The organism is Ensifer sp. Root142, from assembly GCF_001426785.1.
In the GTDB taxonomy this organism is placed as follows: domain Bacteria; phylum Pseudomonadota; class Alphaproteobacteria; order Rhizobiales; family Rhizobiaceae; genus Ensifer; species Ensifer canadensis.
Map to the genome: position 1 here is coordinate 303,560 of NZ_LMFK01000023.1, position 14,182 is coordinate 317,741.

The 14,182-nt window shown below is 60.3% G+C and carries 15 protein-coding genes, 1 tRNA gene and 2 pseudogenes; 10 read left to right on the forward strand and 8 right to left on the reverse strand.

The window, feature by feature from the left end; genetic code table 11:
* Positions 1 to 2: 2 nt before the first annotated feature.
* Positions 3 to 476 carry an isoprenylcysteine carboxylmethyltransferase family protein gene (locus tag ASD52_RS22510; protein WP_025426711.1) on the forward strand — a complete coding sequence of 158 codons (474 nt, stop codon included), beginning with the start codon at positions 3 to 5 and terminating at the stop codon, positions 474 to 476.
* Between the two features lie 73 nt (positions 477 to 549).
* On the opposite strand, the gene ASD52_RS22515 is transcribed toward ASD52_RS22510, so the two are convergent.
* The gene (locus ASD52_RS22515) at positions 550 to 936 is read right to left on the reverse strand and encodes a MerR family DNA-binding transcriptional regulator (protein ID WP_025426710.1); all 387 of its coding nucleotides are present in this window, start codon (positions 934 to 936) and stop codon (positions 550 to 552) included.
* A gap of 70 nt (positions 937 to 1,006) precedes the next feature.
* Positions 1,007 to 2,428, reverse strand: coding sequence for a magnesium transporter (mgtE, locus tag ASD52_RS22520; RefSeq protein ID WP_025426709.1), 1,422 nt, complete (start codon positions 2,426 to 2,428; stop codon positions 1,007 to 1,009).
* Between the two features lie 288 nt (positions 2,429 to 2,716).
* Here mgtE and ASD52_RS22525 point away from each other — a divergent pair.
* The 4 genes and pseudogenes from ASD52_RS22525 to ASD52_RS22540 all read left to right on the forward strand — a co-directional run.
* Positions 2,717 to 3,199, forward strand: a pseudogene (locus ASD52_RS22525) (peptide deformylase); the annotation flags it as partial.
* A gap of 148 nt (positions 3,200 to 3,347) precedes the next feature.
* Positions 3,348 to 3,608 (forward strand): hypothetical protein, encoded by a 261-nt coding sequence (locus ASD52_RS22530; protein ID WP_025426707.1) that lies wholly within the window; start codon positions 3,348 to 3,350, stop codon positions 3,606 to 3,608.
* Between the two features lie 160 nt (positions 3,609 to 3,768).
* Positions 3,769 to 4,131 (forward strand): hypothetical protein, encoded by a 363-nt coding sequence (locus ASD52_RS22535; protein ID WP_025426706.1) that lies wholly within the window; start codon positions 3,769 to 3,771, stop codon positions 4,129 to 4,131.
* 448 nt (positions 4,132 to 4,579) lie between these two features.
* Complete coding sequence (locus ASD52_RS22540) at positions 4,580 to 5,350, forward strand: adenylate/guanylate cyclase domain-containing protein (protein WP_025426705.1); 771 nt, start codon at positions 4,580 to 4,582, stop codon at positions 5,348 to 5,350.
* Positions 5,351 to 5,447: 97 nt separating this feature from the next.
* Here the strand turns inward: ASD52_RS22540 and ASD52_RS22545 are convergent, their stop codons facing one another.
* Positions 5,448 to 5,654 carry a hypothetical protein gene (locus ASD52_RS22545; RefSeq protein WP_025426704.1) on the reverse strand — a complete coding sequence of 69 codons (207 nt, stop codon included), beginning with the start codon at positions 5,652 to 5,654 and terminating at the stop codon, positions 5,448 to 5,450.
* Positions 5,655 to 5,804: 150 nt separating this feature from the next.
* On the opposite strand from ASD52_RS22545, the gene ASD52_RS22550 reads away from it, so the two are divergent.
* The gene (locus ASD52_RS22550) at positions 5,805 to 6,362 is read left to right on the forward strand and encodes a cation diffusion facilitator family transporter (RefSeq protein WP_239637568.1); all 558 of its coding nucleotides are present in this window, start codon (positions 5,805 to 5,807) and stop codon (positions 6,360 to 6,362) included.
* A gap of 137 nt (positions 6,363 to 6,499) precedes the next feature.
* Here ASD52_RS22550 and ASD52_RS22555 read toward each other — a convergent pair.
* Positions 6,500 to 6,584: transfer RNA gene (locus ASD52_RS22555), tRNA-Leu, on the reverse strand.
* Between the two features lie 194 nt (positions 6,585 to 6,778).
* Here ASD52_RS22555 and lipB point away from each other — a divergent pair.
* Complete coding sequence (gene lipB, locus ASD52_RS22560; protein ID WP_038576894.1) at positions 6,779 to 7,498, forward strand: lipoyl(octanoyl) transferase LipB; 720 nt, start codon at positions 6,779 to 6,781, stop codon at positions 7,496 to 7,498.
* 28 nt (positions 7,499 to 7,526) lie between these two features.
* On the opposite strand, the gene ASD52_RS22565 is transcribed toward lipB, so the two are convergent.
* Complete coding sequence (locus ASD52_RS22565) at positions 7,527 to 8,471, reverse strand: DMT family transporter (RefSeq protein ID WP_082523756.1); 945 nt, start codon at positions 8,469 to 8,471, stop codon at positions 7,527 to 7,529.
* A 250-nt stretch (positions 8,472 to 8,721) separates the two neighbouring features.
* Here ASD52_RS22565 and ASD52_RS22570 point away from each other — a divergent pair, with 250 nt between their 5' ends.
* From ASD52_RS22570 to ASD52_RS22585, 3 genes and pseudogenes are all read left to right on the forward strand, one after another.
* Positions 8,722 to 9,120 carry a helix-turn-helix domain-containing protein gene (locus ASD52_RS22570; RefSeq protein WP_025426701.1) on the forward strand — a complete coding sequence of 133 codons (399 nt, stop codon included), beginning with the start codon at positions 8,722 to 8,724 and terminating at the stop codon, positions 9,118 to 9,120.
* An 80-nt stretch (positions 9,121 to 9,200) separates the two neighbouring features.
* Positions 9,201 to 9,449 (forward strand): alcohol dehydrogenase catalytic domain-containing protein (locus tag ASD52_RS37665; protein ID WP_156613011.1); only part of this gene is annotated, 249 nt, incomplete at its 3' end.
* Positions 9,450 to 10,215: 766 nt separating this feature from the next.
* Positions 10,216 to 10,893 (forward strand): annotated as a pseudogene (locus ASD52_RS22585) (zinc-binding dehydrogenase); the annotation flags it as partial.
* 383 nt (positions 10,894 to 11,276) lie between these two features.
* On the opposite strand, the gene ASD52_RS22590 reads toward ASD52_RS22585, so the two are convergent.
* The 3 genes from ASD52_RS22590 to ASD52_RS22600 are packed head-to-tail and all read right to left on the reverse strand — an operon-like array spanning position 11,277 to position 14,161.
* Complete coding sequence (locus tag ASD52_RS22590; RefSeq protein WP_057209569.1) at positions 11,277 to 11,588, reverse strand: antibiotic biosynthesis monooxygenase; 312 nt, start codon at positions 11,586 to 11,588, stop codon at positions 11,277 to 11,279.
* Between the two features lie 54 nt (positions 11,589 to 11,642).
* Complete coding sequence (gene lsrK, locus ASD52_RS22595) at positions 11,643 to 13,205, reverse strand: autoinducer-2 kinase (protein WP_057225498.1); 1,563 nt, start codon at positions 13,203 to 13,205, stop codon at positions 11,643 to 11,645.
* Positions 13,206 to 13,213: 8 nt separating this feature from the next.
* On the reverse strand, positions 13,214 to 14,161 hold the full coding sequence (locus tag ASD52_RS22600; RefSeq protein ID WP_057209575.1) for a sugar-binding transcriptional regulator: 948 nt from the start codon (positions 14,159 to 14,161) through the stop codon (positions 13,214 to 13,216).
* Positions 14,162 to 14,182: the final 21 nt, after the last annotated feature.

Sequence of the window (14,182 nt, forward strand, 5' to 3'; positions counted from 1 at the left end):
ACATGAATGCCTATCGTGCCAAGCCGCTGAGTTTCCCATGGCCGGCCCTGCTCTACGGGACCGCCACCCTCGCAGCCTTGCTGCTTGCACGATATTCGCCCATCCCGGTGGTTCATGGCCACGGCTGGGTGCCTTGGATTTCGGGCGCCATCCTTGTCGCGACAGCAATCTGGCTCGATCTCTGGGCCGTCAAGACGCTGCTGGATCGCCACACCGCCGTACTTCCGCAGCGGTGCGCCACGTGCCTTGTCACCTACGGACCGTTCCGCTTCACGCGCAATCCGATCTATCTCGGCTACACGCTGATGATGATCGGCTTTGGCCTGATCACACTCAATCCTTGGTTCTTCATCATGGCGATTGCGGCGGTGATGTTGACCACGATCTTCGCCATTCGCAACGAGGAGCGGCATCTGCTTTCGCGCTTCGGCTTCGAGTTCGAGCGCTACTGCCGGCATACGAGCCGCTGGATCTGATCGGCTGCTTATAGACAATAAAAAAGGCGGCCAAAGCCACCTTTTTAATCTTCATGCGCTGAATGGTACCCAATCAGGTGCCGACGCCGATCTCGGCGAGACGCGTCAGACATGCCTCCTCGACATTGTCTAGTTCGGTGAGCGTGTCCTCGATATCCTTGCGCTTCTGCCGGAGCTCTTCGCGCTTCGCCTCGACGCGGCTCATCAACAACTGCAGCTGACCAAGTTCGCCGGGCGGGTCCTTATAGACCTGAATGATCTCGCGGATCTCGGCGATCGTGAAACCGATGCGCCGACCCCGGAGAATCTCCTGTATCAACCGGCGATCCGCGGGGCGGAACATGCGGGTCCGTCCGCGACGCTCCGGATGAATGAGGCCCTCGTCCTCATAGAACCTCAGCGTTCGGGTCGAAATGCCGAATTCCCGCGTCAATTCGGTAATGCTATAGTACTTATTCACGCTGCCATTCCATGATTTCTTGACCATCACTATCGTTGACCTTGACGTAAAAGTCAAACAACCGGCAACGTCACGTGACGTGAAACCACCAGGTGGCGATACCGAGAAAACTGGAGAAGCCGGTGATATCGGTAATAGCCGTCACGAAGACGGCGGAGGAGACCGCCGGATCGGCGCCAAAGCGTTCCAAAAGGAGCGGAACCATGATGCCGGCAAGGGCCGCGGCCATCATGTTGATGAGCATCGCCGTGGCGATAATGCCGCCGATATTCGGATCCTGGAACCAGAGGCCGGCCAGAAGGCCGATCAGCGTGCCGAAGATCATGCCGTTCAAGAGACCCACCCCCGCTTCGCGCCGGATGATTCGTGGCGCGTTGTGAATGTCGAGGCCGCGGGTCGCAAGCGCGCGCACCGTCACGGTCATCGTCTGCGAGCCGGCATTGCCACCCATGCCCGCGACGATCGGCATGAGGATGGCAAGCGCCACGATCTGCTGGATCGTCGCATCGAAAAGGCCGATGACAGAGGCGGAGATACAGGCCGTCATCGAATTGATGAACAGCCACGGGACGCGTGAGCGGGAAGCGTCGGCGACCGAGTCCGACAACTCCTCATCGCCGACGCCGCTCAGACGCAGCAAGTCTTCCTCCGCCTCCTCCTGGATGACGTCGACGACATCGTCGATGGTCAAAACCCCGACGAGCCGGCCGTTGTCGTCCACCACAGCAGCCGAAAGAAGGTCGTATTGCTCGAAGAGCTGCGCCGCCTCTTCCTGATCCATCTCCGCTGGAATGGCATGGCTGGTATCGCGCATGATGGCGTCGACCTTGATCGAGCGCTTGGAGCGCAGAACCTTGTCTAGATCAACGGCACCCAGGAGCTTGAAGGTCGGATCGATGACGAAGATCTGCGTGAAACTTTCCGGAAGGTCCGCGTCCTCGCGCATATAGTCGATCGTCTGGCCGATGGTCCAGAACGGTGGCACCGCGACGAACTCCGTCTGCATGCGCCGGCCGGCTGTGCTCTCGGGATAATCAAGCGAACGACGCAAGCGAACGCGCTCGGTAAAGGGCAGCTTCGCCAGGATCTCGTCCTGGTCCTCTTGATCGAGATCCTCGAGAATGTAGACGGCATCATCCGAATCCATCTCGCCAAGCGCCTCGGCGATCTGCTCGTTGGGCAGATGCTCGACGATGTCGAGGCGAATGGCCTCGTCGACTTCGGTCAGCGACGAAAGATCGAAGTCCTTGCCAAGCAGCGAGACGAGCGCCAGGCGCTGTTCCGGCTGGATCGCCTCGAGCAGGTCGCCCATTTCGGACGAGTGCAGGCCGGCGACGTGTTGGCGGAGATAGATCGTGTCGCGGTCGGCAATCGCCGCGCCGACATGCATCAGGAAGTCGGAGCGCACCGAACCGTCTTCGGCATAGATGTCCGCCCCATCATAGGCGGGGATTTCTTCGGAATCGCGGTCGTCGTCGCCGGTATTGCTCATGAGCGCGCCCTCGAAACGATTGCCAACTTTCCAGCCCGCCAAGCGCGGTTCTGGAAAGGGTACATCACTGCCGGTTTTGCCGCCCAGATCTTCCTCTCAGAATTGGGCCTTACAGCCCTGCTAGCGCAAAGCCTTGCCGAGGTCCACATCGCAGACGCGGACGTCGCCACTGCGGCAACAGATTTATTCAAGCTGTTGCAAAGACATGGGAAACGCTCGTGCGCACGCGCAGTCGACATCGACGGGGCGATCGGATAGCACTATGCGGCCGCAGCCGAGGAGCTTCAGATGGCGATCCACCCCATCCTTCGTTTTCCAGATTCGTTGCTGAGCCGGGAAGCAAAGACCGTCGAAGAGTTCGACGCCGCCTTGCGTGCGCTTGCGGACGACCTCCTCGACACGATGCGCGCGGCACCGGGGATCGGTATCACCGCGCCGCACATAGGCATCCTGCAGCGATTGACAGTGATCGAACTCGACCGCGAAAGTGGTGTGCGTATCTTCGTCAATCCCGAGATCGTCTCGCACTCGACCAACATGGTCAAACATGCCGAAGGCAGCGTTTCGATGCCGGGAATTTCCGAAGACGTCGAGCGCCCCGGGATGGTGCGCGTTCGGTACCAGACACTCGACGGTACGCCTGTCGAGGAAGACGCTGACGGCCTGATGGCGGTCTGTCTCCAGCACGAGATCGACCAGCTCGACGGCATTTTCTTGATCCAGCGCCTGTCGCGACTGAAGCGGGAGCGCGCCGTCAAGAAGTTCGAGAAACCACAAGCGAGTTGGCGCGAAACTGACCTGGCGAGCGCCGTCCACCGAGGAGATCGAGCAGACTGCAGTATATCAATCGAACCCGAGCTTTTCGTCCCAGGACCAAATGTCTAGTGTCAAACACAGGTTTTCAATCAAGGATCAGCCTATGAGACCGACGCATGTCGCAATCCTCGCCCTTCTCGCTCTGGCGGGATGCAACACCGCCCCCCCCAACCTCGAGCCGTTACCGGGCAGCCTCACCTACGGCGAGACAGGTCCAATGCGAAAGACGCAGGCGGCGCCGGGTACGATGATTCAGAACCGCTTCTTGCACCAGGGCACCATGGTCTACGAAACCTACGAAGTTCAACCCGATCACAGCTACAAGCTCGTGCGTCGCAGTGTCGCCGACACCTGGTCGAACTGAACATCACGTTTCATGCTGAAATGACATATGAAGCCGGGCCGCCAATTCGTTGGCGTTCCGGCTTCTCTTATCCCTGGCCAATGACCGGGCGATTTGCCTCAAGACGGAACATTGTTGTTCTATGCCCGTTGTTTACGATGACAACAACGGAGGTCATCCGATGAGCAAATATCTGGATGAGCGAGGCGATCCTATCTCAGCAACACATGATCCCGACCGGGAGGACTTTACGGCGCGCGAAAGCCGTCAGGGTCCGCTGGGTGTGCGTGTTCTGGCAATCCTCGGTGCTGGCCTGTTTCTGGCGCTGCTTGTGTGGGGAGGCACCGAAATCTGGAGCGAAAACAGCGATAGCGAACGGACCACGGCAGTCGACCAGATCCAACCGCAACCATCACCGGAGCACACCGGCAGCATCGACAACAAGCAGGGCCGGATACCGGCACCGACGAATACCGCGCCGACCGCAGGTTCAAGCACCGGCGACGAAACACAACAAGTTTCGCCCGACGGCACGGTTAAATGACAGCAGCTGCCGGTTCGGGCTTTCGCCGAGTAACGAAGGTGCCGCAAAGAGCGCCTATCCTCGAAAGAGAAGCTCGAAGACCGGTTGAAGCGCGATAGGCGAAAGCTTGGGGAAGCTGGACAATGAACAATCCAGCTTTCGAGGAGCGGAGCGCGCGCCAAGCATCTCCGCCGGTCACCCCTTGCGCGGATCGCAAAGCGCAAGCGTAACCGCGACTTCCGTTATTCCCCCCTCGCAATTCCCTCCCTCGCACTTTTCGGGTTACCAGCGAAGTCGGATGTTCTGGCGGGCGGCAGTCGGCTGACACTGCAGGGTGAGACGCGCAGCAGAATACGCCGCGCCTTTATTGTCGCCCGATCCAAACCACGAGTTGCCAAAAGCAACTGAATATTAGAAGTTTATTAACGCGCGACCAAAAGGTTTCTGCGGCCTGACGAGATTGCAGGGCATGACGACTGCCTCTTCCCCCGAGCCTGCCCATCACAGCAACGCCAACATATGCCGGGGCTGCTGGGATCAGATGCGCGTACCTATCCCGATCCGCGGCCCGCTTGCCCTTCCCTTCCGCGCATTCGGCATCACCCGAAGCAAGATGAATCCAAACATCTGCACGATCTGCGAACGCTCCTTCCGTTACGTCAAGAAGCAACGCCACATAACCACCCGCGCTACCATCCTGTTTGCAGATATGCGGGGGTTCACGCATCTGTCGGAGCGGATCGAAGCGCTTGAGCTGAGCGAAATTGTCAGCCTTTTCCAGGATCGCTGCGCGCAGGCGGTTTGGGCGCATGACGGCATCGTCAACAAGCAGATGGGCGACGGCCTGATGGCGATCTTCAACTTCCCGATCGAGATAAAGGATCATGCTCGTGCTGCGATCAAGGCGGCGATGGATATACAGCGACATCACGCAGCCCTGGACGGCTCGAACCTGGTCCTCGAAGGCACCCTTGGTCATACGCTCGGCGTTGGTGTCGGCATCCATACCGGCGATGTCGAGATTGGCGAATTCTCAAGCTTCCGCAGCGATTTCACCGCAATCGGCGGCACCGTCAATCAGGCTGCAAGGCTCGAATCCCAGGCCGGTGCCGGCGAGATCCTGGTATCAGCGGAGACGGCCGCCCAAGCGCCGGACTTCATCGATGGCTCCGAGACCCGTCTGCTTTCGCTGAAGGGCATCGAGCACCCGGTGCAGGCGAACGTACTCAAGACAAGGTGACTATAGACGGTCGGCTAAGCCGTTTCTCACTGTTGGCGCAACCAGCCAATTTTCTGCCGAACCGCTGCCGCAAGCTCCGGCGGCCGCTCGCCGTCGATCAAGCCTTCCACATCTTCACCCAAATGCGCCTTGCCTGTCGAAGGGAGCGCTCCATCTGACCTTCCGCACCGGTACCGATCTCGCGTTGCGCCAGACGCACCAGCAAGCGGTTCGCGATCAGCCGGACGACGGTGATCAGAGCACCTCCGTCTAAGGCGACCGGTGCGCAGCCGGCATTGCTGGCTGCGTTGGCAGAGGCTTCCATGAGCAGTGCATATCTCGAAACCTAACGCTCAGGATAGCAATCTATTGCTGGCAAGTGCGTCAAAATTGTCGATGGTGTATTTCGGTAGCTCTGAAGGAAACCCTTAGTGGATGAAGGAAACCCTTAGTGGATAACAATTTACGCCGCGTCGTGCTCATCGTCGCCTTATTGAACCTAGGCTACTTCGGGGTTGAATTCTTCGTTGCGCTTGCCATCGGCTCCGTTTCCCTCTTGGCCGATAGTGTCGACTTTCTCGAAGACACGTCCGTGAACATCCTGATCTTCTTTGCGCTCACCTGGACAGCGCGGAGCCGTGCACGTGTCGGTATGGCGATGGCATTCATTCTTCTGGTCCCCGCGCTGGCCTTCTTATGGACGGCTTGGGCGAAGTTCATGGATCCAATCCCGCCTGAGCCCTTTGCACTATCCCTGACTGGCTTTGGCGCTCTCCTGATCAACCTGTTCTGTGCATACCTTCTCGCCGCGTACCGCCATGGAAGCGGCAGCCTCACGCGGGCGGCATTCCTGTCTGCCCGCAATGACGCCTTTGCCAATGTCGCCATCATCGGCGCGGGCCTGGCGACGGCTTACCTGTGGCAGTCGGCTTGGCCGGATTTAATTGTTGGGCTGGGGATCGCACTGATGAACCTGGATGCAGCGCGGGAAGTCTGGGAAGCTGCGCGCGAGGAACACGACGCCGTGGCGTAATTCGTACGAATTGAAGCCGGAAACTCGCGCTTGGTGCAATGGAACGAACAGATGTCCCACGCATGGTCCCGACGTGGGACACCGTTGCGCTAAGTATAGGGATAAAAACAAAAAAACCTGCCGAAGCAGGTTTTCTTTGGTGCGGTCGAGAAGACTCGAACTTCCACGGGTTGCCCCACAGCGACCTCAACGCTGCGCGTCTACCAATTCCGCCACGACCGCATCGTGGTAGGTGCCGAATTGCTCCGGCGGGGCTGCATGTAGCAAAAGCCTCTGGGGTGCACAAGGGCATGACGACAGAAATTTGACGGGAAAAGAAACTATTTCAACAGCCTCCCCGCGAAGCCCTGCAAACGCTGGACTCTTGTCGCGCGCCGTCCCATGTACAGGGGATCAAAACAGGAATGCAGACGGAAATGCAGCGCGAAAATCTGAGCCAGGACATGTTCGCCCCCCCGGAATCACCCCCGGTTCGCTGGCGGATCGCCCATCACCTCGTCGATTATCCACAGGCGGTTGAAACGATGGAGCGCGAAGCGGCCGCCATTGCCGCCGGCACCGCCGACGAGCTCGTCTGGCTGGTGGAACACCCGCCGCTCTATACCGCAGGCACCAGCGCCGACGCGGCAGACCTCGTGATGCCCGATCGGTTCCCAGTGTTTGCGACCGGCCGCGGCGGTGAATACACCTATCACGGCCCTGGCCAGCGGGTGGTCTATGTCATGCTGGATCTCAAGCGTCGGCGACAGGACGTGCGGGCGTTCGTCGCCGCGCTGGAAAGCGTTGTCATCTCGACGCTTGGTTCGATGAACGTCAAAGGCGAACGCCGAGAGGATCGCGTCGGCGTCTGGGTTCGCCGTCCGGAGAAACCGTCACTTCCGGACGGGTCTACGGCTGAAGACAAGATCGCGGCGATCGGCATTCGCCTGCGCCGCTGGGTGAGCTTTCACGGTTTCTCGCTCAACGTCGATCCGGATCTCGACCATTTCGGCGGCATCGTGCCCTGCGGCATCCGCGGCTACGGCGTCACCAGCCTCGTCGATCTCGGCCTGCCGGTGATGGTGCCGGATGTGGACATGCGCCTGCGCGAAGCCTTCGAAACGGTCTTCGGCCCGACCCGCAACGACCAAGCCTGAATTTGGGACTATTAGGAAGAGGGATGTTTCAGGGCGCTTCGATGAAGCGATCCCTGGCCCGTCGTTCGCGCCAGATCATGAAAAGTCCTGACACGACGATGATCGCAATCCCCAGCCATTTCGAGACCGATGGAAAATCTCCGAAGATGAGATAGCCAAGCGCTGTCGCGGTGACGATCTCGAAATAGGCAAACGGCGCCAGCAGGGAAACGGGTGCCGCCTGGAAGGCCTTGACCACCAGGAGGTGGCCATAGCCCGAAAGCGAGCCGAGGATGACGACGAGCGCCCAGCCGAGCGCGGTCTTTGGCAGAGACGGCTCGAAGTCCGCGACACCCATTTGATCGCCGATCGCAATCACCCCCACCATGAACAGCGTTCCGCCGATACCGGCAATCGTCTGCATCGTCAGCGGGCTGTCGGCCGTTCCGACGGCCCGGTTCAGCAGGAGATAACAGGCAAAGACCGAGGCACAGGCGACCGGCAGCAACGATGTTGCGCCGAAGACGGCGAAGCTGGGCTGAATGACGATCATTGCACCGGCAAAACCTACGGCAATTGCCAGCCAGCGGCGCCAGTCGACCTTCTCGCGCAGGATCAGCGCGGACAGGCAGGTCAGGATGAACGGCTCGACGAAATAGATCGCGAACACATCGGCGAGCGGCATGTATTTCACCGAAATGAAGAAGAACAAGGCCGCCGCCGCCAGAAGAACGCCGCGCAGCAGGTTGAGCCAGAGCCTTTTCGGGCGCAGCGCCCGCAGACCACCAACGGTAATGAGCAAGGGCAGCGTGGCGACAAGCTGGAAGAAGAATCGATAGAACGTCACCTGTGCCGGCGCCATGCCCTCGACGACAGCCATGTACTTGGCGATCACATCCATGCCTGGCAGGATGATCATGGCAAAGAGCATGATGGCGACGCCCTGCATTACCGTGTTCTGGGGATTGGCTGCTGTCGATGCAGACGCGGTCATGGGCTTGTTCCGATTGGGCTGCGCCACTTTAGAACGTTCGCAGCACTTTTCAACGCATACGGGTACGACACGGTAAGACATGTTTCATGGTCGGAGCCGCTTTTGACCGTGTTTTTGCCGCTGCGGGGTGGTCCCTGACGGGCCGAATGCCTATAAGCTCATTTCATCTTCCGCCCCGGAGGAGAAGCGCTCTTACTTCTCTGATCAGAAACCGGGACCTTTGAACGTGACCGTGGCAAAGGAGATATCCATGCGCTTGTCCACCGAAACGATGATTGCTCGCCTGCGCGACACCGGCGACGGAGATACGTTGGGCGGGCGCATCTGGCGCGCGCGCGACGCGGCCAACCTCTCGACCAAGGACCTTGCCGATCAGCTCGGCGTCAGAGTGGAAACGGTTGCCGCCTGGGAGCGCGACCGTGCGGAGCCGCGCACCACCCGCCTGTTCATGCTCGCCGGCGTGCTCGGTGTTACGCCCGCCTGGCTGATCGCCGGCATGGGCCGCGCGCCGGATGATGAGACGAAGACCGTTTCGAGCGAGAGCCTTCGAGAGCAGCTGGCTCTCGTCAAGAAATTGCACGAACAGACTGGCAGGGCCATTGCCGCTCTTGAGATAGAGCTCAATCGCGTTCAACAGACTATTCGTTAGTTCATTGCCGATTCCAACGGGCGACATTGGCCGTTCTGTCGATGCCACCCGAAATCATTGTTAGTTCAAGGAGAAAATAGATGGATGTACGCGCCGCCGTCGCCGTTCAGGCCGGCAAGCCGCTGGAAGTGATGACCGTTCAGCTCGAAGGSCCGCGGGCCGGCGAGGTKCTGATCGAGGTCAAGGCGACCGGCATCTGCCACACCGACGATTTCACGCTTTCCGGCGCCGACCCCGAAGGTCTGTTCCCGGCGATCCTCGGCCATGAGGGTGCCGGCGTCGTCGTTGATGTCGGCCCGGGCGTGACCTGGGCATGCGGGCATCGGCGGNCTGATCGAGGTCAAGGCGACCGGCATCTGCCACACCGACGATTTCACGCTTTCCGGCGCCGACCCCGAAGGTCTGTTCCCGGCGATCCTCGGCCATGAGGGTGCCGGCGTCGTCGTTGATGTCGGCCCGGGCGTGACCTCGGTCAAGAAGGGCGACCATGTCATCCCGCTCTATACGCCGGAATGCCGGACCTGCCCGTCGTGYCTGTCGCGCAAGACCAACCTGTGCACGGCGATCCGCTCGACCCAGGGCCAGGGCCTGATGCCGGATGGCACCTCGCGCTTTTCGATCGGCAAGGACAAGATCCATCACTATATGGGCTGCTCCACCTTTGCCAATTACACCGTGCTGCCGGAGATCGCGCTGGCCAAGGTCAACCCCGACGCGCCGTTCGACAAGATCTGCTATATCGGCTGCGGCGTCACCACCGGCATCGGCGCGGTGATCAACACGGCCAAGGTCGAGATCGGCGCGACCGCGATCGTCTTCGGCCTCGGCGGCATCGGCCTCAATGTCATCCAGGGCTTGCGCCTTGCCGGCGCCGACATGATCATCGGCGTCGACCTCAACAACGACAGGAAGGCCTGGGGCGAACGCTTCGGCATGACCCACTTCGTCAATCCGAAGGAGGTTGGCGACGACATCGTGCCTTACCTCGTCAACATGACGAAGCGCGGGGCCGACCAGATCGGCGGCGCCGATTATACCTTCGATTGCACCGGCAACACCAAGGTGATGCGCCAGGCGCTCGAAGCCTCGCATCGNGCGCTGGCCAAGGTCAACCCCGACGCGCCGTTCGACAAGATCTGCTATATCGGCTGCGGCGTCACCACCGGCATCGGCGCGGTGATCAACACGGCCAARGTCGAGATCGGCGCGACCGCGATCGTCTTCGGCCTCGGCGGCATCGGCCTCAATGTCATCCAGGGCCTGCGGCTTGCCGGCGCCGACATGATCATCGGCGTCGATCTCAACAACGACAAGAAGGCCTGGGGCGAACGCTTTGGCATGACCCACTTCGTCAATCCGAAGGAGGTTGGCGACGACATCGTGCCTTACCTCGTCAACATGACGAAGCGCGGGGCCGACCAGATCGGCGGCGCCGATTATACCTTCGATTGCACCGGCAACACCAAGGTGATGCGCCAGGCGCTCGAAGCCTCGCATCGYGGCTGGGGCAAGTCGGTGGTCATCGGCGTTGCCGGCGCTGGCCAGGAAATCTCCACCCGTCCGTTCCAGCTCGTCACCGGYCGCAGCTGGATGGGCACCGCCTTTGGCGGCGCCCGCGGCCGCACCGACGTGCCGAAGATTGTCGACTGGTACATGGARGGCAAGATCGAGATCGATCCTATGATCACCCACACGATGCCGCTCGAAGACATCAACAAGGGCTTCGATCTGATGCACTCGGGTGAAAGCATCCGCAGCGTGGTTCTATTTTAGTCCAATGAAGGATCACGGTCGACCGGTCGGAATTCCATAAACCCCTCAGGGAATAGGGCAGCCCTCCACCTGTCCTATGCCGAGTTCCCGCTCGGCAAGCGGCGACCGCATTTGTGGTCGCCGCAACAAAATCGCGTAACAAAATCGCAGAATGTATCGACGGAACGCGGCGGTTGCAGCGATGGTGGCTTCCCCTGAGGGAGCATCAAAGCGGTGCCCTGCTCGGGTTGCACTCAGGATGAGAGCAGGCCGGTGTGGCTCCACCTAAGTTTGAGACACCGGCCTCTTCGCCTGGGACGGAAAAATTCACACGGCTGCAGCGTGGGCGCAATTTCGACCAAGCGCGAAGTTTGCATCGCCGCAGTTTTTCCAGAAGCTAAATTCTAAGCCGTCTTCTCAAGAAAGTCTGCCATCTCGGCGTTGTAGTAGACCTTGGTCCGTGGACCAGCAAGAATTGGGTCAATCATGCGGACGCACTCTTTGTAGTGCTCAGTCTTGCGATGGTCCTCCAGAGCCTCGGCCGATTGAAAGACTTCATAGATCAGGAACGTGTTTTCGTCCTGCGGATCGCGCAAAACATCGAAGCGCAGATTGCCGGGCTCGCGGCGTGTGCCCTCGTAGTTGATGCGAAAGGCTTGGAGAAATTCGGCCGCATGGCCTTCCTGGACCTTGATGCTGACCATCTGAATGAGCATGTCGTTTTCCTTGGTAAAGTTAGAGCGGCACGCTGGTGCGTGCGAAGAAAGGGTTTAGAGACCGGGAGCCTTCCACATGGCGGTGGTGACGCCTTCATCGACCAGTTGACGTTGAAGAGCGTAGGCTCGGGCCCAACGCTCGCCGGCATTGTCGTAGATCGCCTTGTGTTCGAGATTGGGTTCGAAGTGTCGGTCCCAACGAACCCAGCTTTCGGCGGCCTCGACGAAATTGCGGTGGAATCCAACGCCGATTGCCGCCGACGCGGCACAGCCGAGAGCAGTCGCCTCCTTGACGACGGGTGTTACCACCGGCAAGCCGGTTGCATCGGAGAGGATTTGTGACCAATGGGCGGACTTGGAGGCGCCGGCCGCAAAGACGATCTTGTCAGGTATTTTGCCGGAAAGTTTGAAAATGGCGGCAAGGTTGCGGGCCGCAACAATGGCGGCGTTTTCCTGCAGAGCGCGAAAGATTGCCGCCTTGCCGGATTTTTCCGGATCGATGGAGAGGTTCAGCAGTGACGGGGCCGCGTGATACCATTTTCCATAGTGCATCACGTCCGAGAACACCGGGATGATGCCGTACGCACCTGGAGGAACAAGGGCCGCCTTCTGCTCCAGCAAGCGATAGGCGTCGCCGCCGGGGCCGACGGTTATGATTTCCTCAGCGCCGAAGCTGTCGCGGAACCACCGCATCACGATGCCGACGAAGAAGCTGATTGCCTCGGCCTGGTTGAGACCCGTGACGACGTGGGGGTTGATACGCAAATCCATCGACGGATCCGTAACAGACGGCGCCACATTGACCACCTGCTGCCAGAAGGTGCCACCAAGCACCGCGCAGTCACCTTCGTTGACGATCCCGAGACCGGCGGCGCCGATCTGGCAGTCACCGCCACCCATGACGACCGGCGTGCCGGCGGCAAGACCGGTTTCTTGCGATGCCTGCGAAGTAACGCGGCCGATCACAGTGCCCGGCTCGGCACTCGGCGGGAAGATATCGTCACGCATACCGACCTTGGACATGGCATCCGGAAGCCAGTTGCGCGCCGCCAAGCTATAAAGACCGGTCGTGCCAGCGTTCGAGGGATCGCTCGCGATCACGCCTGAAAGCCGGGCGAGCACCCAGTCCGAAAGCATGCTGACGCGATGAACACGATCGTAGACGTCGGGAAGGTTGCGCTTCAGCCAGAGTAGACGGGGCAGGGCGCCCAGCGCAAAGGTTTGGCCGGATTGGGCATAGAGTTCCGCCTCAAGCTGCGGAAAGTCCTGCTTCAGGTCGCGAACCTCGTTGTTGGCGCGGCTGTCGACATTCGCGCAAGCCCAGATTTCGCGACCGTCGCGATCATAGGCGACAATGGCTTCGCGCATGCTGGTGGCACTGACGGCCGCAATATCGGCTGCCGGGATCCCCGCATCAGCAATGACGCGGCGGATCGCCCGCGCCAAAAGTGTCCAGTTGCCCGTAACATCGAAATCCATCGAGCCGGCAAAGCGCGGATCAGTCTTGTGCCACCACTCATGCTGGGCGCTGGCGATCTGGTTGCCGTCGTGGTCGAAGATGACGGCGCGGCCGCTGCCCGTGCCAGCGTCGACGGCCAGGAGATATCTTGCGTTCATCGTGATGCTCAGTCCTTGATCTCGAGCAGGCCGGCTGCGGTGGTTTCATCGGTGATGAGGATACCGACGAATTTTCCCCGCAATGCAGAATGGATGGCTTGTACCTTTTGCAGGCCGCCTGCCGCGGCCACGACCTTTTCGGCGCGCGACAGGGTCGCGAGCTTCACCCCGATCACGCGATCGTGCAGCGGCAGATCGAGCACCTCGCCCTGTTCATTGTAGAACTGACAAAGGATGTCTCCGACTGCGCCCTTGCGGCGCAGCGGCTCCACTTCATCAGGGGTGACATAACCGGAGCGCACGACCGTCGAGGCAGGCGAAAGCTCGCCGATACCAACGAGCTGAAAGGATGCGTTGAGCGCCATGTCGAGCAGGTTGGCGACTGCCGGTTCAGAGGAGAGGTTGCTTGCAACCTGCGGGTCTCTGACGACAAGAGGGGCGGGGACGAGATGGACGCTGCTTCCCCAATTGGCGGTGCGCATACCGTCTACATAGGTTCCGACGCCGCCGGTGAGGCTGACGAGGCCGATATCGCGTTCATTGGCGAGATGGCCGAGCCGCTGAATCGTGTTGCTGACGGTGGCGCCCCAGCCAACCGCCAGGAGGTCGCCATGCTGCAGGCGCTGCATGAGGAACTGGGCGGCCGCCTGGCCCAGACGGTCGCTCGGATCCTGATCGGGCAGTTGCGGCACGACATAGGCCTCCAGCAATCCGTAGCGCTCCTTGATCTGACGTTCGAGTGCCAGACATCCCTGATAGCGCGAATTGATGCGCACCTGGATAATGCCCGAACGCCGACCGCTTTCCAGAAGACGCGACACCTTGATGCGCGACATGTTCAGCCGTTCGCCGATCTCGTTCTGAGTCAAGCCGTCATTGTAGTAGTACCAGGCAATGCGGGTGAGGGTCTCCTCGTCCGCATCCGCGTAACTCCACTCGCCATTGTCCGAAGCCATGCGGCCCATTCCTTTGGGTTG

What these genes read in the sequence shown, in the direction of transcription:
- ASD52_RS22510 (WP_025426711.1), top strand. Translation starts at nt 3, where the DNA reads ATGAATGCCTATCGTGCCAAGCCGCTGAGTTTCCCATGGCCGGCCCTG.
- mgtE (WP_025426709.1), bottom strand. Translation starts at nt 2,428, where the DNA reads ATGAGCAATACCGGCGACGACGACCGCGATTCCGAAGAAATCCCCGCC.
- ASD52_RS22530 (WP_025426707.1), top strand. Translation starts at nt 3,348, where the DNA reads ATGAGACCGACGCATGTCGCAATCCTCGCCCTTCTCGCTCTGGCGGGA.
- ASD52_RS22535 (WP_025426706.1), top strand. Translation starts at nt 3,769, where the DNA reads ATGAGCAAATATCTGGATGAGCGAGGCGATCCTATCTCAGCAACACAT.
- ASD52_RS22540 (WP_025426705.1), top strand. Translation starts at nt 4,580, where the DNA reads ATGACGACTGCCTCTTCCCCCGAGCCTGCCCATCACAGCAACGCCAAC.
- ASD52_RS22545 (WP_025426704.1), bottom strand. Translation starts at nt 5,654, where the DNA reads ATGGAAGCCTCTGCCAACGCAGCCAGCAATGCCGGCTGCGCACCGGTC.
- lipB (WP_038576894.1), top strand. Translation starts at nt 6,779, where the DNA reads ATGCAGCGCGAAAATCTGAGCCAGGACATGTTCGCCCCCCCGGAATCA.
- ASD52_RS22565 (WP_082523756.1), bottom strand. Translation starts at nt 8,471, where the DNA reads ATGACCGCGTCTGCATCGACAGCAGCCAATCCCCAGAACACGGTAATG.
- ASD52_RS22570 (WP_025426701.1), top strand. Translation starts at nt 8,722, where the DNA reads ATGCGCTTGTCCACCGAAACGATGATTGCTCGCCTGCGCGACACCGGC.
- ASD52_RS22590 (WP_057209569.1), bottom strand. Translation starts at nt 11,588, where the DNA reads ATGCTCATTCAGATGGTCAGCATCAAGGTCCAGGAAGGCCATGCGGCC.
- lsrK (WP_057225498.1), bottom strand. Translation starts at nt 13,205, where the DNA reads ATGAACGCAAGATATCTCCTGGCCGTCGACGCTGGCACGGGCAGCGGC.
- ASD52_RS22600 (WP_057209575.1), bottom strand. Translation starts at nt 14,161, where the DNA reads ATGGCTTCGGACAATGGCGAGTGGAGTTACGCGGATGCGGACGAGGAG.